The sequence below is a fragment of the Streptococcus sp. oral taxon 058 str. F0407 genome, from assembly GCF_000235485.1.
Taxonomy (GTDB): Bacteria; Bacillota; Bacilli; order Lactobacillales; family Streptococcaceae; genus Streptococcus.
The window spans coordinates 235,703-255,673 of sequence record NZ_JH378889.1 but is presented as its reverse complement, the minus strand read 5'-3'; the positions used below and the strand labels follow the sequence as shown (position 1 = coordinate 255,673).

The following is a 19,971-nucleotide window of genomic DNA, read 5'->3' as shown; positions in this document are numbered from 1 at the left end:
TCCTTTCTAGAAAAATCCGCTCATAGCGGATTCTTTTTTACAGTCCCATTAAACGATAAGCCTGATCTCGGAGATCCTTATCCGTCTCAAATACACCACGAGCTACTGTCGTCAAAGTTGCTGTGCCTGGTTTTCTGACGCCACGCATGCTCATACACATATGTTCCGCCTCAATAACAACAAAGGATCCTTTGGCCCCTAGATACTCCATCAAGGCATCAGCCACTTCAATATTCAAACGTTCTTGAATCTGTGGTTTTTTAGAATAGACTTCAACTGTACGCGCTAGCTTGGACAAGCCTGCCACACGACCATCTGGAATGTAGGCAATGTGCGCTCTCCCATAGAAGGGCAAGAAGTGGTGTTCACACATGGTGTGGAAAAAGATATCCTTTTCCACTACCATATTGTCATCAATAATCTCAAAGGATTTTGACAAATGTTCCTCAGCAGTTTGACCAAGACCTGAAAAAATTTCTTGGTACATGCGGGCTACACGAGCAGGTGTTTCCTGCAAACCTTCACGGTTAACATCTTCGCCAACAGCTTCGATAATCATTTTTACAGCTGCTTCAATCTTTTGTGTATCCATTCTCTAGTTATTCCTCTCCATTAGGTAGGCTCTCACCTGGCTCAAGAAATACAAGGAACCCGTGACAATCCTAACTGTTTTTTTCTCTTCATCTTCTTTCAATTTTTGTTCTAAAAATTCTTGCCAATTTTGGTAGTTGAAATTCCTAGACTTGGCAGTCTCTTTCAGCACGTTCTCATCCGTCGCCCGACTATCGTCAAAACAAGTCAGAGTCAGTTGACTATTTGGCACCGTCTCTAGCAAATCCAACATGTCGTCCAAAGCCTTGGTTTTGATACAAGTAAAGAGGATTTCCTTATGATAATCCGCAAAGCGTTCTTGCAAGGTTGCTACCAAAGCCTTGATAGCATGGGGATTATGAGCCCCATCCAAAATCATCATAGGTTCGCTAGACAGAACCTCCAAACGCCCTGGCCATCTGGTTTCTTCCAAGGCTTTAGCAACCAAGGTATTAGCTGGTAAGGCTCGACCATCTTCTTGACAAAAAGTATCAAGTAAAGCTATGGCCATCCCAGCATTCTCAATCTGATGCAAACCAAGCAGACCCGGCTGGAAGCGACCTTGTCTGACAGGGCTTGTATAGTCAAAGACCTCGCCTGTCACCACACTTTCTTGATGACGAACCTGGTAATCTCTCCCATATCGTATTCTCTGCACATCTTTCCCTTCTGCAATGCAGTCAATAACAGCCAAGGCTTCTGGAACAATGTGACCTGTTACCAAGGGAATAACTTGTTTGATAATACCAGCCTTCTGCTCTGCTATGGCCTCTATGGTATCACCAAGTAGCGCTACATGATCCAAGCCAATGGTCGTGATGCCTGTTAAAATTGGCTGACAGACATTGGTACTATCCAGAAGTCCACCCATGCCAACTTCCATGATGGCCACATCAACTTTTTCAGCGGCAAAATAATCATAGGCTAGGGCTGTGATAATCTCAAACTCGGTCGTTCCTTGTAAAACAGCGCCCTTCTCCCCCTCAAGCAAAGACTCATAGTCTGCCATTAGGGCTTCTAGCCTAGCTTCTGGGATGGATTCCCCGTTGATGCTAATCTGGTCTGTGTAATGAATGAGATAAGGCGAGCTAAAGACTCCAACTTTCAACCCCATCTTTTCCAGCATGTTTTTTAGAAAAGTAATGGTAGAACCCTTGCCGTTGGTTCCACCGATGTGGATGACCTTTAGTTTGAGATGAGGATTGCCTCTTAGTGCCAAGAGTTCCACCATTCGCTCCAAACCAAAATGCGGTTGGTCCGTCCGGTAGTTAGCAATCCACTGATTGTTTTGAATTTCGTTCATCTTATTTATATTGTTTTAAATCTAGATTTTCCGCATCATCTGCCAGACGAATGGCTGACGCAATTTCAACTGCCATCCTGTGACTGGCAACATCATGCACTCGAACCACTTCTATACCTTGTCTTGCAGCGATACTAGTTACATGAGCCGAAGCGGTGTCCCGATTGCGGAAACCGACTTCAATCTCAGGATTAACTTCGAAGCCATTTTCTTCTAGGATATTGATGACAAATCGCTTACGCGAAACACCAAGAAAGATTGGATAGCCTTCCTGATGTAGTTTATCCAGGTCACGTAAAAGGAGTAGATTTTCCTTCTTGGTCAGACCAAAGCCAATTCCCGGATCCAACATGACCTTATCTTTTGCAATCCCAGCTTGATTCGCTCTCGCTAGGGCTCTGTCAAAGAAAGCTATCATCAAATCTTCTACTGGTAGTTGTTCAAAGTCAGCTAACTCTTTCTCTGTAAATGCTTGACCAAATCCAAAATGCGGGAATATGAGCGAGCTAGGGTGTTGAGGACGCGCCATGACTGGATTAAACATGATGACTACTTGCGCTCCCGCTTTGGCAACCACCTGAGCCATTTTTTCATCACCCATGAGGCCGGTGATATCATTGACCAGATTGGCACCAGCAGCCAAAGCCGCCTCTGCCACCTGACTCTTCCAAGTATCGACGGAAATAAGGACATCACTTTCCTTGCGAATAGCTTTGATAACTGGAACAACACGCTGGATTTCCTCTTCTATCTCTACATAGCTGCTTCCAGGGCGAGTCGATTCTCCACCGATATCTAGCATGCTTGCTCCTTCAGCTATCAATTTACGAGCTTGCTGGAGAGCCTGATCAACAGCAAAAAACTGCCCACCATCCGAAAAGGAATCTGGGGTTACATTGATAATTCCACAAATGGCTGTTTTTGCCTGACTAGCTTTATTGGACATACGGTCACTCCTCAAGGTTTTTCACCACATTATTTCTCTATTTTACCATAAAAAGAAAAAGATGGATACGCTAGCATTCATCTTTTCCAAGTAAGGAAATGGTTTAGAAAGGCAAGCCTAAATTTCGACTAATCAAAACCAGTAAAGCCAGCAAACAAAAGGCGATACCATTGACAATCATATGAAGCAAGATTGACATCTCTAAACGTTCTGTTTTGTAGGCTGTCCAAGTTAAAACTGTCGACATTCCTCCATAGATAAGGAGAGAAGGCAGATTGGTCGGTGTGTGGAGCAAGGCAAAGACGACTGCACCTACCAGATATCCCAGCTTCTCCTTCCCGCGGAAGATCTTTTTAGGGATAATTCCACGACACAATATTTCCTCACAAATGGGAGCAATCAGAACCAGTAAGAAAAAACTGGAAATCAGCGAACTATTCTGAACCAGATTATTAATAGTTGTTTGGTTGCTGGTCGTAGATTCATTCATCAGACGAAGCAAGGCAGATCCGAATAAATTACTTGTTAAAATAACCAAATAACTCAAAACCAAGCGAGCCAGATCTTTTGCCTTGAAAAAAGAAAGATTGAAGGTCGCAATCTCTGTTTTTCGCGCACTAAAGATAAAAACAGTTAGAATAGCAACCGACAGCAAAGCTACTAAGAGTCCTGACTGGAGGAGCGGGAATTGTCTAGCGGATAAAAGGGCAGATAAAATTAAGGGAAATTGGGATAATACCAGTCCTATTAAAAAAATCAACACCCATATTCCTCTATCCAGAATTTCTTGCCAGATACTTTTTTTCTTCATGATAAACCTCCTTATAATAAAAAGGGGAAGCCCCCTTTCTACATTATACCATTTATAGCGCCATGCTGATATAATTAAGGATAAACAAGGCATCCAAAATCCAAATCATCACGTGCACATCCTTGGCTTGACCTTTGACAACTTTTGTCAAGGTGTATGTCAAGAAACCAACTGCGATCCCTTGTGTGATAGAGTAGCTGAATCCCATAAAGATAGAGGTGAAGAAGGCAGGAACCGCTTCAGCCATATCATCCCAAGGAATATTTTTCAAGTTAGAAAGCATCATGATTCCGACAATAATTAAAATTGGTGCTGTTGCAGCTGTTGGAACAATCGCTAGAAGTGGGCTAAAGAAGCTAGATAGGGCAAAACAGATCGCAACAACTAGGGCTGTCAAACCAGTACGTCCACCAGCACCGATACCCGCCGCAGACTCAACATAGGTCGTAACGTTTGAAGTACCTGCAATGGCACCTACTGAAGTTGCCACCAAGTCAGAGTATAGAGCCTTGTCCAATTTAGCTGACTCATGGTTTTCCCCACTTGTCGCAACGATACCAACTTTTTCACCAGTACCGATAAGCGTACCTATTGTATCAAAAATATCAGTTAGTGAGAAGGCAAGAATAGCCATCAAGGTTTCTGGTAAACGTGAAGTGTTTGATATCAAAGATCCTAAACCTTCTGAACCCAGAGCAGCACCAAACAAAGTTCCTAAATCATTAACCGCTGATGAAAGGTTGTTGCTAGCAAAGTCAATCCCTGATAAATTCACAACACCAACAGCAATGGCAAGAACAGTCGTTGTAAGGATAGAAAGAATGATTCCACCTTTAATTCCTTTAACAACAAAGAAGATAGTAATAGCCAGACCTGCAAGAGCCACCAATACTGCTGGAGTATTGAAGTCTACCAAGCCTGGAACGGCTGCTGAGTTTGCAGTAATTGCAGCTTGAGCCTTATCTGCTCCTTCACCTGCTACAGTATAAGTACCTGGATCAATCGAGAATTTCAAGAGACCAGCATTCTTAATCCCTACATAGGCAAGGAAAACACCAATACCAGCTGAAATAGCTGAACGGAGCGTTGTAGGAATAGATTCGATGATCATTTTACGAACATTTGTCAAGGTAATGATCAGTGAGATAATTCCACAAATGAAGACCATACCAAGAGCTTCTTTCCAAGTATAGCCCATCCCAAATACAACTGTAAAGGTAAAGAAGGCGTTCAATCCCATACCTGGTGCTTGTGCATACGGCAAATTAGCATAGAAAGCCATCATCAAGGTACCGACTACAGAACCGATAATCGTTGCCAAGAACACACCTTGAACAGGCATACCCGTTTGGGAAAGCATTTGAGGGTTTACAAAGAGAATATAACTCATTGCAAAGAATGTTGTTAAACCAGCAAGCACCTCTGTACGGACATCTGTCCCGTGCTCTTTTAGTTTAAATAGTTTGTCCATTATAAATCTCCTTTTGTTTTTTACGAACAATATGAGTATTATATCATTTATTATTCACCTTTTCAATATGTTTGTTTGATTTATTTAACAAAATGAAATGTTTATTTTTTGTTTTGAGTCTGTTTTTCTTCTTTCTTTTTGATATAATAGTAGACATCTTATCTGGAATGTACTAGGAAGGTTTATATGACTAAAAAAATTATCGCAGTTGATTTGGACGGAACCCTGCTCAACTCAGAGAGTAAGATTTCAGATTTTACTCGAAACACAATTAAACGAATTGCTGAAAAAGGCCACCATGTCATCATCACTACTGGGCGCCCTTACCGTATGGCAAAAGAATTTTATCAGGAACTAGAGTTGCACACACCTATGATCAACTTCAACGGTTCCCTTACCCATCTACCAGGGAAGGCTTGGGCGCATGAAAAGTGCTTGACCTTAGACAAAAAATACCTCTTAGATATGGTCAAACGCAAAGAGGATATCCAAGCCGACTTTATTGCAGGAGAATACCGCAAGAAATTTTATATCACGGCTCCTAATGAAGAAATTGCCAATCCCAAACTATTTGGTGTAGAAAATTTCCAACCAGAAAATCAATTCAAATCCGAATTGGTAACCAAGGACCCTAACTGTATCCTCTTGCAAACAAGAGTTGAGGACAAATACGCTCTCGCAGACGAGATGAATCGTTTTTACCAACACCAACTAGCAATCAATACCTGGGGAGGCCCCCTCAACATTCTCGAATGTACTCCAAAAGGGGTCAACAAGGCCTTTGCTTTAGAGTATTTGCTCAATGTTATGAACCGAGACAGACAAGATTTGATTGCCTTTGGAGATGAACATAATGACACCGAAATGCTGGCTTTTGCAGGCAAGGGTTATGCTATGAAAAATGCCAATCCCGATTTGCTATCATATGCTGATGAGCAACTCTCTCTGACAAATGATGAAGATGGTGTTGCCCATGCCCTACAAGATTTGTTCCTATAATACTCAAAAAGTTAGCTTGTGCTAGCTTTTTTGATTTTCACAATTTTTCAATTAATCGGCCTGTTTTCATTTTTTTATATTAAATTACTCCCTTATCTTTTTATACATTCCTACAAAAGTATTTATATATTAACATTTTGTAAGCGAGTTTTCATCGAAAACCAATACATATTTATAAGAAATGGTTGCTTTTTGTTTGAAAACGGTTTATACTTAATGGTAGCCTTAAAGTTTTCTTAAAAACTAAGAGTCAAACATTTTAAAAGGAGGAATGACAATAATGAGTATCGGAATCATTATTGCAAGCCACGGCGAATTTGCTGCAGGTATTCATCAGTCCGGATCTATGATCTTTGGTGAACAAGAAAAGGTTCAAGTTGTAACCTTTATGCCAAATGAAGGTCCAGATGATCTTTACGCTAAATTCAACAACGCTGTGGCTGCATTTGACGCAGAAGATGAGGTTCTAGTATTGGCTGACCTTTGGAGTGGATCTCCATTCAACCAAGCTAGTCGCGTGATGGGAGAGAATCCAGAACGTAAATTTGCCATCATCACAGGACTGAACTTGCCGATGTTGATCCAAGCCTACACAGAGCGCCTGATGGACGCGAATGCAGGTGTGGATAAAGTCGCTGCGAACATCATTAAAGAAGCCAAAGATGGCATCAAGGCTCTTCCAGAAGAGCTTAACCCAGTTGAGGAAGTTGCAACTGCTGCAACTGCTCCAGTTGCCCAAGCCGCGATCCCAGAAGGAACAGTTATCGGAGACGGTAAATTGAAAATCAACCTTGCTCGTCTAGACACTCGTCTCCTTCACGGTCAGGTTGCAACCGCTTGGACTCCAGATTCAAAAGCAGACCGTATCATCGTTGCTTCAGACAATGTTGCAAATGATGAGTTGCGTAAAGAATTGATCAAACAAGCAGCTCCTAACGGAGTAAAAGCCAACGTTGTACCAATCCAAAAATTGATCGACGTTGCAAAAGACCCACGTTTCGGTGACACTCATGCCCTTATCTTGTTTGAAACTCCACAAGATGCACTTCGTGCAATCGAAGGTGGCGTGCCAATCAAGACTCTTAACGTTGGTTCTATGGCTCACTCAACAGGTAAAACAATGATTAACAACGTTTTGTCTATGGACAAAGATGATGTTGCAACATTTGAAAAAATGCGCGACCTCGGTGTTGAATTTGACGTACGTAAAGTACCAAACGACACGAAAAAAGACTTGTTTGACTTGATTAACAAAGCGAACGTTCAATAATTAGAATCTTCTTCTCTCGAACTCTTGGAAGAAAGATTTTACACTTTATTATAATTAAATAGAAAAGGAATAAAACCATGTCAGATATTTCAATCATTTCTGCTATCTTGGTTGTAGTTGTTGCCTTCCTTGCAGGTCTTGAAGGTATCCTCGACCAATTCCAATTCCATCAACCAATCGTCGCATGTACCCTTATCGGACTTGCAACTGGTAACCTCGAAGCAGGTGTTATGCTTGGTGGATCTCTTCAAATGATCGCCCTTGGTTGGGCAAACATCGGAGCTGCCGTAGCTCCTGACGCTGCTCTTGCATCTGTTGCCGCAGCAATCATCTTGATCAAAGGTGGTAACTTTACTACTGAAGGTATCGCCGTTGCAACAGCAACAGCTATCCCTCTTGCCGTAGCTGGACTTTTCTTGACTATGATTGTTCGTACAATCTCAGTTGGTTTGGTTCACACTGCAGATGCTGCCGCTAAAGACGGAAACATTGCAGCTGTTGAACGTGCTCACTTTATCGCACTTCTTCTTCAAGGTCTTCGTATTGCAATCCCTGCAGCCTTCCTTATCGCTATCCCAGCTTCTGCCGTTCAAGATGCTCTTAAATTGATGCCAGAATGGTTGAATGGTGGTATGGCTGTTGGTGGTGCTATGGTCGTTGCCGTTGGTTACGCTATGGTTATCAACATGATGGCAACTCGTGAAGTATGGCCATTCTTCGCTATCGGTTTCGCTCTTGCAGCAATTTCTCAATTGACTTTGATTGCCCTTGGTGTCATCGGTGTTGCTCTTGCCTTCATCTACCTTAACCTTTCAAAACAAGGTGGAAACGGTGGCGGCGGAGCTGCGACTTCTAACGACCCAATCGGTGATATCCTAGAAGACTACTAGAAAGGGGAACAATCATGGCTGAAAAAATTCAATTATCAAAATCAGATCGTCAAAAAGTTTGGTGGCGTTCACAATTCCTTCAAGGTTCTTGGAACTATGAACGTATGCAAAACTTGGGTTGGGCTTACTCACTAATCCCAGCTATCAAAAAATTGTACACTAAAAAAGAAGACCAAGCGGCTGCTCTTGAGCGTCACCTTGAGTTCTTCAACACTCACCCATACGTCGCTGCTCCAATCATGGGAGTTACTCTTGCACTTGAAGAAGAACGCGCTAACGGTGTTGAAATCGACGACGCGGCTATCCAAGGGGTTAAGATCGGTATGATGGGACCTCTTGCTGGTATCGGTGACCCAGTATTCTGGTTTACAGTTCGTCCTATCCTTGGAGCCCTTGGTGCATCACTCGCTGCATCTGGTAACATTGTTGGTCCCCTTCTCTTCTTCTTTGGCTGGAATGCTATCCGTATGGCCTTCCTATGGTATACACAAGAGTTCGGTTACAAAGCTGGATCTGAAATCACTAAAGACATGTCTGGTGGTATCTTGAAAGACATCACTAAAGGAGCGTCTATCCTTGGTATGTTCATCCTTGCCGTTCTTGTACAACGTTGGGTGTCTATTAACTTTACTGTTAACCTTCCAGGTAAACAATTGGCTGAAGGTGCCTACATCAACTTCCCAGAAGGACCTGTATCAGGTGCTGAATTGAAAGGTATCCTTGGTCAAGCACTTGGTGGATTGAGCTTAGACAAGATTCAACCTCAAACTCTTCAAGGCCAGTTGAACTCATTGATTCCAGGATTGATGGGACTTCTCCTTACTTTCCTCTGCATGTGGTTGCTTAAGAAAAAAGTATCACCAATCACAATCATCCTTGCCCTCTTTGCAGTAGGTATCGCAGCTCGTTACTTCGGTATCATGTAATCCAAGCCATCGAGAATATAAATAAAAAAGAATCAGGATTAAATCCTGATTCTTTTTATGTATCAACTTTTTCTTCTAGTCAAATAATGCAAGCCCCCAATCACCACTGCTAGGATGGCTACATAGACGACTTGAGTAGCTTCTAAAGGCACAAAAGCTCCTCGAATGATAAAGGTATTGGCAAGCACTCCTACAAGGCCTGCAAAGCTCAAAAACGCGAGCAAGACTAGCTTGTATCGATTAAAAGGCAGGCTGACCTTGGTAACTAGACACAGACCATTGACCAAAGCAAGGAGGAAGCAAATAAATTTGACCTGACCTGGGACAGTGATAAAGAAATTGGTCAAAAGAACACTAGCAACCAGAATACCCCCACCAATCGCAGCGTTGGTTAGGATATCTCTCATAAAATGTGTGCTGACCTTTTCTTTATTGGACTCAAAAGTTAGGAAGAAGGATGGAATCCCAATTGTAATGGCTGAAATGATTGTAAACTGAATGGGGATAAAGGCAAACTCCAAACCAAAGATCACACTTAGAATCGCAAATACAATGGAGAAGAAAGTCTTTGTTAGAAAGAGGGAGGCTACTTTTTGGATGTTATTGATAACCCGGCGGCCTTCCATCAAGATATCATAAAATACTGCAAAATCATCAGTGAGAAAGACGATGTTGGAGACACTTTTGGCTGCGCTAGTAGCACCATTCATGGCAAAACTAATATCTGCTTTCTTGAGAGCCAGAACATCATTGACCCCATCACCACTCATAGCCACTGTTTTACCCGCATTTTGCAAAACGGTCACCATCTTTTCTTTCTGTTCAGGTGTTACCCGACCAAAGATGTCGTGTTCCAAGACCACTCTTTCAAAGTCATCATCGCTCACCTTGGTCATATCAATCGCTCGCGCTGATTCTTTAAATCCTGCCTTACGAGCCACCCCATATACAGCCACATGATTATCCCCACTGATAATCTTTACTTCAACACCTTGAGATTCGAAATAGTCAAAGGTTTCCTTGGTATTATCCTTGATCTCATCCGACAAAACGACATGCCCTAGTAATTCCATATCGGCTGGGCTTGTAATCTGGTCCTTGCTATGAGCAAGCGATAAGATTCGAAAACCTTGCTGTTTTAGATGTTCATAGTAAGGATCCATCGCTTGGGTAAAGCCTAGAAACTCATAGGCTCCGAAAAAGTATGTCCCACCGTCTTTTACTTGGACAAAGGAATATTTGTTTTTACTTGAAAAGGCACCCACCTCTTGAACGTCCCACTTTTTCTCACAGGTTAAGTAAGTCTTCAGAGCTCGCGACGTCGCATTTTCATCCTCAAAATAAGCCAGATAAGAAGACAGTTTCTCTGCTAAATTAGCATCTATTTCTTGGACCTTCATATTACCAGTCGTGATGGTTCCTGTCTTATCAAAACAAAGAACATCTACACGCGCCAAGGTCTCCACACAGTATAGCTCCTGCACCAGAACCTTCTTTTTAGCCAGCTTCATGGTTGCTACCGCCAGAGACACACTGACCAGGAGAATCAATCCCTCTGGAATCATGCCGACCAAGGCACCAGAACTTCCCAAGACAATCTCAACATAAGTCCGCCCTAGACTAAAACCTCTGACATAGAGCAGAATGGCAACTGGCACCAGCAAGATAGAGACGATTTTTAAAATCTTATCCATGTAATCGCGCAGTTGAGAAGGGTATTTTTTGAATTCCTTGCTGGATTTTGCAAGTTTATTGATATAGCTGTCAGGACCCACAGCCGTAGCATGGACTAGACAAGTACCGCTGACGACATTGCTTCCGCTCATCAGCTTGTCACCAACTGTTTTAAGGACAGAATCACTCTCACCCGTCAGCAAGGACTCATCCACCTCAACATTCCCTTCAAGTACTTCTGCATCTACGGGGACCTGGTCACCCAGATTGAGATGCAGATACTCGCCTATAACAATGTCCTCTGGATCAATCTCTACCGTTTGACCATCTCGATTGACCCTATACTCACTCTTACCAAGTAAACTTAGCTTTTCCAGAGCATTTTTTGAGCGCACTTCTTGGAAGATCCCGATGGCTGTATTGATAGCAATCACACCTAAAAAGAGCATATTTTCAAATCGCAAGGTTGTGGCTACCAAGACTGCCAGAGCCAAGTTCATGGCATTAAAGAAGGTAAAGATATTTGAAATGACGATTTCCTTGGTTGTTTTATAAGGTTTAATGTCACTGATGTTTCGTTGACGACCCTTGATGTCTTGACTACTTAAATACTTCATTTCTACTCCGATATCCTTTTGTACTACTATAGTAACACATATCCTTTTCTCTGTCACTTAAAGACTCAAAATAAGAAGAACTCCCTTGGGAGGCATCATCTATCGCCACTTTAAGAAGAACTTAAAAAGAGGCTAGGATTTCCCTAACCTCTTTTCTTTATACTTTATTCTGCCAAGGCACCCATTGGATCCCATGGTACTAACACGATTGGTTCTGCTTCATAGGCCGCTTGTTCTTCTGTTGTCAGCAATTCTTTGCGAACAACGATTTGGTAGGTGTATTCGTCCATCCAAGCATCTGAGGCAACAAAGTAACCATCTGCGCCGACCTTGTCTCCCCAAGAGTTCTCAACCTTCCACTTGGTTGACTTGCCATTTTCGTCCAAGTCTACACCTGTCAAGACCATGGCGTGGGTCATCAAGCTTTCGCTGTAGTCCAAGCGTCCAGCCTTGTCTTGAGTGAGTTGAATATCCATGCTTGATTTAAAGTCATAAACATCTGTCGCAAGGATTCCAGCTTTACGGTTGCTGAGCTGGCCGACATCTGAACCAAACCAAACAGTCTCTCCTGTTTGCATTTGGACAATCGCCAATTCTTTCAAGCGTTCCATAGGAACGTTGATATAACGAACTGCACGGCTACCAGCGACATTCCCCAACATCTCAACTGTGTAAGATTTACCGTAAGGCTTGTCTGCAGTTGGGGCGTTGATAACAGAAACATAATCTTCTAAAGGCAGATTGACATATTTCTTGTAAAACTCTTGTGGTGTGATACCTTTTTCGCTTTGGTAGTTATCATCCTTATCACGATAAGCAAAGTCAAACTTACGTGGTGGAAGACCCAAAGACATAGCAAGAAAATTAAAGATTTCTTGCAAGAGGTCTTCTTTCTTAGCTTGAACAGTTGCTTGGTCTGCACCAGAAGCTAATAGGTCGCGCAAGATTTGAGCATCTTGACGAAGCAATTTGTTCAGAATGGCATTGAGCTCACGGCTATTGCTAGATGAAACAGACTCTGGATAAACAGACTTAGGAACGACACCGTATTTCTCAAAGAGAGCTACTACCATATCCCACTGACCCCCATCTTGTTGTGGTGTTTGGAGTAGGAAGCTAACCTTGCGGCTCGTCAATTCTTGATCTGCAGTCGCAATAACTTGCTCCAAGAACCAGTTGGATTTTTCATACTTGTCCCAGAAGAAGGTGTGGGCTTGTGATAATTCAAAGTTTTCGAGCTTGTATTGAGAGATGAGTTTGTGACGGAAGGTGTTGAGAGCTGCAAACATCCAGCAACGACCAGACGCTTTCTGGTTGGTCACCTTGTCCTTGGTCAAATCCAATGAGAAAACAGGTGTATTGTCTACATGGCTTTGACGACGCTCTAAGGCTGCAAAAATTCCGTTGTGACTGGCAGCATTTTCAATCGCTTGGTATTTTACATTTGCTTCATAGTTGGCAAATAGTTTATCAGTAAATGATTCTTGAATCGCGTTCATAGATTCCTCCTTTTATTCTACAGTCTATTATAACTCTTTTCACAAAGGAAGCAACTGAAAAATGAAAAAGCAAGCCAAATAGACTCGCCTTTTTCATGTCATGGACACTATTTCACACTAGCAAAAAGCAATTCGAGCTCTTCTTGACTGACGCGACGCCACTCACCCCGTTTCAAATTCTCATCCAAAACTAGAGTCCCCATAGTCAAACGTTGCAGGTCCACCACTTCCTTACCACAGTAGGCCACCATGCGTTTGACCTGATGAAATTTCCCTTCCGCAATGGTCACCCGAACCTTACTCTCATCCTTACCTGAATCCACTGACAGAATCTCCAGTTTGGCCGGCTGGCAGGTAAAGTCCTTAAGCGGAATGCCCTTAGAAAATGTTTCCACATCTTCTTGGGTCATGATTCCCTTGACCTGAGCTAGATAAGTTTTATCCACATGACGCTTGGGCGAAAGAAGAGCATGGGCAAGCTGACCATCATTAGTCAAGAGCAGAAGACCATGCGTATCAATATCCAAGCGCCCTACTGGGAAAACTTCCTTGGTCCGAGCAATATCATCCAACAAGTCCAACACCGTTCTGTGTATAGAATCCTCAGTCGCTGAAATGACTCCTTGGGGCTTGTTCATCATGTAGTAGACAAACTCCTCGTACTCTAGCACTTGACCATCAAAGTGAATCTCATCTCTTTCCTCATTGATCTGGAGTTTAGCTGATTTTTCTTTTTTACCATTTACCGTCACCCGCCCAGCCTTGAGCAAGTTTTTGACCTCTGTTCGACTCCCTACAGCGCAGGCAACTAAAAATTTATCTAATCTCATAGAACTATTATATCATACTCAAAAGGAGGCTGGCTCAATGACCAACCTCCTTTTCTTTTCAGATTTAAGGAACTAACTTCCTCGTCTCCAGAAAATAGCTAAGACAACCATAGCACCCAAAACAGCTGGAACAATAGCTATCCCCGATAGGTTTGGTCCCCAAGTTCCAAAAAGTAGGTGACCCAAAGAAGCACCAATCCAGCCAAGGAACATCTTCCCAAAGCATCCCATGCTCTCTCCACGATTGGTCAAAGCACCTGCCAAGAGTCCCACTAGGAGACCAACAAACATACTTCCAAGCATAGCTTCTCCTTAAATAGCCCAATCTCCATTGCGGAAGAGAGGTACGCGCGTTCCATCCTCACGGATACCATCGATATCCATTTGATTCGAACCAATCATAAAGTCCACGTGAACATCTGAACGGTTCAGTCCCGCAGCTTCAAGCTCTTCTTCGCTCATCTCTGCCCCACCAACAACGCTGGTCGCATAGGCTGCACCGATAGCCAAGTGATTTGAAGCATTTTCATCAAAAAGGGTGTTGAAGAAGGTAATGCCTGATTGAGAAATTGGACTCGGATCTGGTACCAAGGCACATTCACCCAAGGCACGCGCGCCCGCATTTTCAAAGACAAGGTCTTTCATGACCTGATCACCCTTCTCAGCTGAAATATCCACGATTTGACCATCCTTGAAGGTTACTTTAATCCCTTCGATGATATTGCCATTGTAGCTAAGTGGTTTTGTAGAGGTTACATAGCCATCTGCACGACGGAAGTCAGGAGCCGTAAAGACTTCTTCTGTCGGCATATTTGGCAAGAATCCTTCTCCCTGTGCATTGATAGCACCAGCTGATTCCCAAACGTGATTCTTAGGCAAACCAAGTGTCAAATCTGTTCCTGGCGCCATATAGTGAAGGGCTGAAAATTGTTCTCTATTGAGCATTTCTGCCTTGCTCTTAAGGATAGCAGCATGCTCTTCCCAAGCCTTAACTGGGTCTTCTTCGTAGACACGGCAAGTCTTGAAGATTTGGTCCCAAAGGAGGTCGACTGCTTCTTCGTCGCTCGCAGCATTTGGGAAGACTTTCTTAGCCCACTCAAGTCCAGCAGCGGCTGCCACCGTCCAGCTAACCTTGTTGGATTGAGTTGCGATACGCATTGGCTTCATGGCAAGTCCCATAGCTTTGGCAGAAGCTGAAAGTTTGTCAGCATCAACTCCGTTCAAGGCACCTGGATCAGAGGAACGAACTCCAAGACGGCTAGCCTTGTTCTCCAAAAGATAGTTCATCTCCGCAATCTTGTATTCTGGCACATTGTCCAAACGCTCCATCGGCGCGTGAAGGAATTTCTCGCGATTGATAACATCATCTGTCCACTGAACGATGACTTCATCTGCTCCAAGTGCATAGGCTTCTTTGACGATTAAGTGAGCCAACTCGCGTTGCTCCACATCGATAGAAAGGGCCAAAGTGTGACCAGCTTGCACATTAATTCCGTTCGCAACCAATAATTTCGCATATTTTTCTAGATTTTCTTTAAAATTTGGTAAAACCATTCTTTTCTTCCTTTTCTATTTTTCTTTCAAAGCAGAAAGTAATCCTGCTAAAGCAATGGCGCCCGACAAGAGCGCTGTTGATAGGATAATTGTTTCATCTGCCAGCTCTAACTGATAGTCAAAGACCTTTTCAGCAGGTTTGTCTTCCGCAAAAATTCTGAGTTTCATTTTACTTTTCCTCATCTCCTTTAAAACAACTCATCAAACAAACTCAACTGGTTATCCTCTGGCATATTGCCGAGAATCCCCATTTCATCCATCTTTTCAACCAAGGTTGAGGAAAGTCCGCCACGTTTTCGGAGTTCCGTTTTAGAGAGGAATTCTCCCTCTTGGCGCGCTCGAACTAACTGCTTGGCAACGTTCTCTCCCAGACCATCCATAGCCACAAATGGTGGGATAAGGGTGTCGCCATCGATGAGGAATTCGGTCGCATCACTACGGTAGAGATCGAGTTTGCCAAACTTGAAGCCACGTTCCCACATCTCATTGACGATTTCAAGAGTTGTATAGAGATCAATTTCCACATTAGATGCCTCATTGTTCTTCCGTTTTTCAGCAATTTCTGCCATTCTGCGCTTGATAACATCCAAGCCCGCACCCATGGTCTTGATATCAAAGGCCTTGGCGCGGATTGAGAAGTAAGCACAGTAGTAATAAATCGGATGGTGAACCTTGAAGTAGGCTACGCGAAGTGCCATCATAACGTAGGCTGCCGCATGGGCTTTAGGGAACATGTACTTGATTTTTCCACAGGACTCGATATACCACTCAGGCACCTTATTGGCCTTCATGGCTTCAATGTAACCGTTGCGTTCCTCTTCGGAAATCTTAAGCCACAAGCCCTTACGTACCCGTTCCATGATGGTAAAGGCCATCTTTGGTTCGAGACCCGCGTGCATGAGGTAAACCATGATGTCGTCCCGACAACCGATAACGGTTGATAGGTCCGCAATCCCTTGCTTAATCAAATCCTGGGCATTTCCCAACCAGACATCAGTACCGTGGGACAGACCTGAGAGCTGAAGCAATTCCGCAAAAGTTGTCGGATGGGTTTCATCGACCATCCCACGTACGAAGTTAGTTCCAAACTCTGGAATTCCCAGCATACCTGTCGCCGTTCCGATTTGCTCAGGTGTCACTCCTAGCACATCCGTACCAGAAAAGAGGGCCATCACGCCTTCATCATCCATAGGGATTTCATTGGGGTCAATACCAGACAAGTCCTGAAGTTTCCGAATCATAGTCGGATCATCATGCCCCAGTACATCAAGTTTGAGGACGTTCTCATCGATATCGTGGAAGTTAAAGTGAGTGGTCTGCCATTCAGCCGTCACGTCATCTGCTGGATACTGGACAGGCGTAAAATCATAGACATCCATGTAGTTCGGAATAACAACGATTCCCCCCGGGTGTTGTCCTGTTGTCCGTTTGACACCAGCAGCACCTTGAGCGAGGCGTTCCACCTCTGCATCACGATAAAACTTGCCATAGTCACGCTCGTAACCCTTGACAAAGCCATAGGCCGTCTTAGCAGCCACCGTACCAACCGTTCCTGCACGGAAGGCATATTCCTCACCAAAGATATCACGGACATCCAAGTGGGCGCTAGGTTGGTCTTCTCCCGAGAAGTTCAAGTCAATATCGGGAACCTTGTCTCCATCAAAACCAAGGAAGGTCTCGAAAGGAATATCCTGACCATTTTTGCTGAGTTTGTGACCGCAATTTGGACAGTCTTTATTTGGCATATCAAAACCTGAACCGTAAGATCCATCGGTGATAAACTCACTGTACTGACACTGACCACAGACATAGTGAGGAGAGAGCGGATTGACCTCTGTAATCCCGATCATGGTCGCAACAAAACTGGAGCCAACAGATCCACGAGAACCAACCAAGTAACCCCGTTCATTGGAACGTTGTACCAGCATCTGGGAAGCCAGGTAAATCACGGCAAATCCATTCCCCAGAATGGAAGTTAATTCTTTTTCAATCCGCAAATCAACAATATCTGGCAGCGGATTTCCATAAATCTCAAAGGCCTTCTTATAGGTCAACTCAGCGACCGTTTCTTCAGCCTTATCGATAAAAGGCGTGTACAAGTCACCCTTAACGACCTCAACAGGTTCAAAGATATCTGCCAAGGCATTGGTGTTTTCAATGACTAGTTTGCGTGCTAAATCTTCACCCAAGAAGGCAAATTCATCCAACATCTCATTAGTCGTTCGAAAATGAGCCTTTGGAAGTGGTGCTGGTTGGGCATGTTCACCGTGACCGATGGTTCGGTTAATCATAGCTCCTTGCCCCAAACTACGGACGATAATTTCACGGTAAATCTCTTCTTCCGGTTCGATATAGTGGACATTTCCCGTAGCCAGAACAGGCTTGCCAAGACGGTTTCCGACCTCTATCAAACTCTTGATAATGGTCTGGAGTTCTTCCATATCCTTGACCTGCTCCTTGGCAATCAAGGGAGCATAGATGGCAGGTGGCATGACCTCAATAAAGTCATAATACTTAGCCACCTCAACCGCCGCATCCACACCTTGGGAAACGACCGCATCAAAAACTTCACCCTCTGAACAGGCTGATCCTAAGATCAAGCCCTCCCGATGAGCATCTAGAACCGTTCTCGGGATCCGTGGCACCCCTTCAAAGTACTTGGTATTAGACAAAGAAACCAGCTTAAAGATATTTTTTAGACCAACTTGATTCTTGACATAGATGGTAGCATGCTTGATCCGAGCTTTTTTATAAGAATCTGGACTGATCAGATCAATATTTAACCTAGCCAGATCAGTCACACCATGTTTTTCTGCTACCTCTTTGATAAAGATAAAGAGCAGACGACCAGTAGCTTCCGCATCGTAGTTGGCCATGTGGTGATGTTCCAAAGCCACACCAAAACGCTTGGTTAAAGGCCCCAAACCATGACGCTTATACTCCGGGTAGAGGTTTCTGGCAAACTCTAGCGTATCGATAACTGGCTGGCTAATCTTAGGCAGACCGTGACGCTCATAGTTGGCATTCATAAAGCCAACGTCAAAGGTGGCATTGTGGGCGACTAGGACCGTATCCTTGCAGAATTCTTGGAATTCGATCAGAACTTGTTCCAGTGGTTTGGCATTTTTGACATGGTCATCTGTAATTCCAGTCAACTCAGTAGTAAAAGCTGACAAGGGATGCCCAGGATTGATAAACTCATCAAATTCAGCAATGACATTCCCCTTGTACATCTTAGATGCCGCAACCTGAATCAGGTCATTATAGATAGCTGAAAGCCCCGTCGTTTCCACGTCAAAGACCACGTAGGTCGCTTCAGATAGATCCATCTCAACTTCGTTATAAACAATAGGAACACGATCTTCAACGATATTAGCCTCCATTCCATAGATCAACTGGATTCCCGCTTTTTTGGCTGCCTTATAGCCATGTGGGAAGGACTGGACATTTCCATGGTCCGTGATGGCTACCGCCTTATGTCCCCACTTAGCAGCTGTCGCAACGATCTCTTCGACCTCGGGTAGTGCATCCATGGTCGACATATTAGTATGAGCATGAAACTCAACCCGACGCTCACCTTCTGGCATGAGATCCTTTCTTTCATGATGCACCACTTCCTGCACATCCTGAACGTTCATGGTCAAATCGCGTGTAAAGTTATTCATCTCTACATTCCCACGAACACGGAGCCAAGAATTTTTTTTGATGAGGTCAAATTTCTGAGCCTCTTCTTCATTCTTAACCCATTTTTGCATTGAGAAGCTCGAACTATAGTCCGTCATCTTAAAGTTAATCAAGACACGGCCTGTTCTGGTCACTTTATGCTCGACATCAAAGACCACCCCTTCAAAGACCAAACGATTTTCCTCAGTCGTCACGTCAATCATCTGGGTCACTTCTGCCTTATCTAGTTTTGGTTTGGCCGCAGCCTTTTTAGCCTGAAAATCAAAGGCTGGTTTCTCTTCTACTGGAGGAGGGGCCATTTGTTCCAGTTGCTCCATAGCCCGCAAGGCTTCTTCGTTGGCAGCCTGAACGATCTGCTCATTCTCCGTATGAAAGGCTTCCTCCTGTTCTTGTGTAAGGGCATCGTTCTTTTCAATTTGGCATACAAAAGCTGGGAAACCAAACTTTTCAAGTTGCTTTGCTAGATTCGGAAGATGATTCTTCTTAAAGTGTTCCTTATCAATCGCCTCTGAACCTTCAATAAAGAGCTGATTTCCCTCCGCACGAACTTGTAAATTCTGAAAAAGAGATTTAAATCCTTGGCTCGCACATGGACCTTCAGAAAAAGCCTCCTTGTAGTAGGCCTGTAAGAGTTGATTAGAAAATTCTTGAGAGAGCGCCTTGATTTCAAAAACAGCTTGATTCCCTGTCTTAGAAAATTCTTCACTCAGCCCCTTCTTTAACTCTAGAAAGATTTCAATAGGCAAAATTTTAGAAAATACAAAATGAAATTCCCAAACCTTACTAATTTTATGAACCACGACACGCTCAATGCTTGCATCAATAAGAGCAGGATCCTGTTTCAGTTGTTCAGAGATTCCTAGTTGATTCATTAAAATTTCAAACTTACTTGACATTCATTTCCCT

16 protein-coding genes are annotated in these 19,971 nt (G+C 43.5%); 4 read left to right on the top strand and 12 right to left on the bottom strand.

The features are described 5' to 3' along the window. Nucleotides 1-37: 37 nt before the first annotated feature. The 5 genes from folE to HMPREF9184_RS08365 all read right to left on the bottom strand — a co-directional run bounded on the left by folE (nt 38) and on the right by HMPREF9184_RS08365 (nt 5,122). The gene (gene folE / locus HMPREF9184_RS08385) at nt 38-592 is read right to left on the bottom strand and encodes a GTP cyclohydrolase I FolE (protein ID WP_000380922.1); all 555 of its coding nucleotides are present in this window, start codon (nt 590-592) and stop codon (nt 38-40) included. 3 nt (nt 593-595) lie between these two features. Continuing rightward, complete coding sequence (locus HMPREF9184_RS08380) at nt 596-1,894, bottom strand: bifunctional folylpolyglutamate synthase/dihydrofolate synthase (protein ID WP_009444388.1); 1,299 nt, start codon at nt 1,892-1,894, stop codon at nt 596-598. 1 nt (nt 1,895) lies between these two features. Then, complete coding sequence (gene folP, locus HMPREF9184_RS08375; RefSeq protein ID WP_000066042.1) at nt 1,896-2,840, bottom strand: dihydropteroate synthase; 945 nt, start codon at nt 2,838-2,840, stop codon at nt 1,896-1,898. A gap of 103 nt (nt 2,841-2,943) precedes the next feature. After that, the gene (locus tag HMPREF9184_RS08370) at nt 2,944-3,651 is read right to left on the bottom strand and encodes a CPBP family intramembrane glutamic endopeptidase (protein WP_000730338.1); all 708 of its coding nucleotides are present in this window, start codon (nt 3,649-3,651) and stop codon (nt 2,944-2,946) included. 52 nt (nt 3,652-3,703) lie between these two features. Continuing rightward, on the bottom strand, nt 3,704-5,122 hold the full coding sequence (locus tag HMPREF9184_RS08365) for an NCS2 family permease (RefSeq protein ID WP_000359240.1): 1,419 nt from the start codon (nt 5,120-5,122) through the stop codon (nt 3,704-3,706). Between the two features lie 186 nt (nt 5,123-5,308). Between HMPREF9184_RS08365 and HMPREF9184_RS08360 the strand changes: the two genes are divergently transcribed. From HMPREF9184_RS08360 to HMPREF9184_RS08345, 4 genes are all read left to right on the top strand, one after another. Then, on the top strand, nt 5,309-6,121 hold the full coding sequence (locus tag HMPREF9184_RS08360) for a Cof-type HAD-IIB family hydrolase (protein ID WP_000162366.1): 813 nt from the start codon (nt 5,309-5,311) through the stop codon (nt 6,119-6,121). Between the two features lie 280 nt (nt 6,122-6,401). Next, nucleotides 6,402-7,391 carry a PTS sugar transporter subunit IIB gene (locus HMPREF9184_RS08355; protein ID WP_000021986.1) on the top strand — a complete coding sequence of 330 codons (990 nt, stop codon included), beginning with the start codon at nt 6,402-6,404 and terminating at the stop codon, nt 7,389-7,391. 77 nt (nt 7,392-7,468) lie between these two features. Continuing rightward, entirely contained in the window at nt 7,469-8,281 is an 813-nt protein-coding gene (locus HMPREF9184_RS08350; protein ID WP_001280322.1) for a PTS mannose/fructose/sorbose transporter subunit IIC, read from the top strand. Between the two features lie 14 nt (nt 8,282-8,295). Next, nucleotides 8,296-9,207 (top strand): PTS system mannose/fructose/sorbose family transporter subunit IID, encoded by a 912-nt coding sequence (locus tag HMPREF9184_RS08345; RefSeq protein WP_000818318.1) that lies wholly within the window; start codon nt 8,296-8,298, stop codon nt 9,205-9,207. 62 nt (nt 9,208-9,269) lie between these two features. Here the strand turns inward: HMPREF9184_RS08345 and HMPREF9184_RS08340 are convergent, their stop codons facing one another. The 7 genes from HMPREF9184_RS08340 to HMPREF9184_RS08305 all read right to left on the bottom strand — a co-directional run bounded on the left by HMPREF9184_RS08340 (nt 9,270) and on the right by HMPREF9184_RS08305 (nt 19,961). Then, nucleotides 9,270-11,498, bottom strand: a complete 2,229-nt coding sequence (locus tag HMPREF9184_RS08340) for an HAD-IC family P-type ATPase (RefSeq protein ID WP_000876393.1) — start codon at nt 11,496-11,498, stop codon at nt 9,270-9,272. A gap of 164 nt (nt 11,499-11,662) precedes the next feature. Beyond that, nucleotides 11,663-12,997 (bottom strand): aminopeptidase C, encoded by a 1,335-nt coding sequence (pepC, locus tag HMPREF9184_RS08335; RefSeq protein WP_000991660.1) that lies wholly within the window; start codon nt 12,995-12,997, stop codon nt 11,663-11,665. A gap of 107 nt (nt 12,998-13,104) precedes the next feature. Beyond that, entirely contained in the window at nt 13,105-13,827 is a 723-nt protein-coding gene (locus HMPREF9184_RS08325; RefSeq protein WP_001234907.1) for a pseudouridine synthase, read from the bottom strand. 72 nt (nt 13,828-13,899) lie between these two features. Continuing rightward, complete coding sequence (locus HMPREF9184_RS08320) at nt 13,900-14,130, bottom strand: GlsB/YeaQ/YmgE family stress response membrane protein (protein WP_000901579.1); 231 nt, start codon at nt 14,128-14,130, stop codon at nt 13,900-13,902. Nucleotides 14,131-14,139: 9 nt separating this feature from the next. Next, complete coding sequence (locus HMPREF9184_RS08315; RefSeq protein ID WP_000243902.1) at nt 14,140-15,381, bottom strand: aminopeptidase; 1,242 nt, start codon at nt 15,379-15,381, stop codon at nt 14,140-14,142. A 15-nt stretch (nt 15,382-15,396) separates the two neighbouring features. After that, the gene (locus HMPREF9184_RS09690) at nt 15,397-15,549 is read right to left on the bottom strand and encodes a hypothetical protein (RefSeq protein ID WP_000776619.1); all 153 of its coding nucleotides are present in this window, start codon (nt 15,547-15,549) and stop codon (nt 15,397-15,399) included. A gap of 20 nt (nt 15,550-15,569) precedes the next feature. Further along, the gene (locus tag HMPREF9184_RS08305) at nt 15,570-19,961 is read right to left on the bottom strand and encodes a PolC-type DNA polymerase III (RefSeq protein ID WP_000095441.1); all 4,392 of its coding nucleotides are present in this window, start codon (nt 19,959-19,961) and stop codon (nt 15,570-15,572) included. Nucleotides 19,962-19,971 lie beyond the last annotated feature (10 nt).

What these genes read in the sequence shown, in the direction of transcription:
- folE (WP_000380922.1), bottom strand. Translation starts at nt 592, where the DNA reads ATGGATACACAAAAGATTGAAGCAGCTGTAAAAATGATTATCGAAGCT.
- HMPREF9184_RS08380 (WP_009444388.1), bottom strand. Translation starts at nt 1,894, where the DNA reads ATGAACGAAATTCAAAACAATCAGTGGATTGCTAACTACCGGACGGAC.
- folP (WP_000066042.1), bottom strand. Translation starts at nt 2,840, where the DNA reads ATGTCCAATAAAGCTAGTCAGGCAAAAACAGCCATTTGTGGAATTATC.
- HMPREF9184_RS08370 (WP_000730338.1), bottom strand. Translation starts at nt 3,651, where the DNA reads ATGAAGAAAAAAAGTATCTGGCAAGAAATTCTGGATAGAGGAATATGG.
- HMPREF9184_RS08365 (WP_000359240.1), bottom strand. Translation starts at nt 5,122, where the DNA reads ATGGACAAACTATTTAAACTAAAAGAGCACGGGACAGATGTCCGTACA.
- HMPREF9184_RS08360 (WP_000162366.1), top strand. Translation starts at nt 5,309, where the DNA reads ATGACTAAAAAAATTATCGCAGTTGATTTGGACGGAACCCTGCTCAAC.
- HMPREF9184_RS08355 (WP_000021986.1), top strand. Translation starts at nt 6,402, where the DNA reads ATGAGTATCGGAATCATTATTGCAAGCCACGGCGAATTTGCTGCAGGT.
- HMPREF9184_RS08350 (WP_001280322.1), top strand. Translation starts at nt 7,469, where the DNA reads ATGTCAGATATTTCAATCATTTCTGCTATCTTGGTTGTAGTTGTTGCC.
- HMPREF9184_RS08345 (WP_000818318.1), top strand. Translation starts at nt 8,296, where the DNA reads ATGGCTGAAAAAATTCAATTATCAAAATCAGATCGTCAAAAAGTTTGG.
- HMPREF9184_RS08340 (WP_000876393.1), bottom strand. Translation starts at nt 11,498, where the DNA reads ATGAAGTATTTAAGTAGTCAAGACATCAAGGGTCGTCAACGAAACATC.
- pepC (WP_000991660.1), bottom strand. Translation starts at nt 12,997, where the DNA reads ATGAACGCGATTCAAGAATCATTTACTGATAAACTATTTGCCAACTAT.
- HMPREF9184_RS08325 (WP_001234907.1), bottom strand. Translation starts at nt 13,827, where the DNA reads ATGAGATTAGATAAATTTTTAGTTGCCTGCGCTGTAGGGAGTCGAACA.
- HMPREF9184_RS08320 (WP_000901579.1), bottom strand. Translation starts at nt 14,130, where the DNA reads ATGCTTGGAAGTATGTTTGTTGGTCTCCTAGTGGGACTCTTGGCAGGT.
- HMPREF9184_RS08315 (WP_000243902.1), bottom strand. Translation starts at nt 15,381, where the DNA reads ATGGTTTTACCAAATTTTAAAGAAAATCTAGAAAAATATGCGAAATTA.
- HMPREF9184_RS09690 (WP_000776619.1), bottom strand. Translation starts at nt 15,549, where the DNA reads ATGAAACTCAGAATTTTTGCGGAAGACAAACCTGCTGAAAAGGTCTTT.
- HMPREF9184_RS08305 (WP_000095441.1), bottom strand. Translation starts at nt 19,961, where the DNA reads ATGTCAAGTAAGTTTGAAATTTTAATGAATCAACTAGGAATCTCTGAA.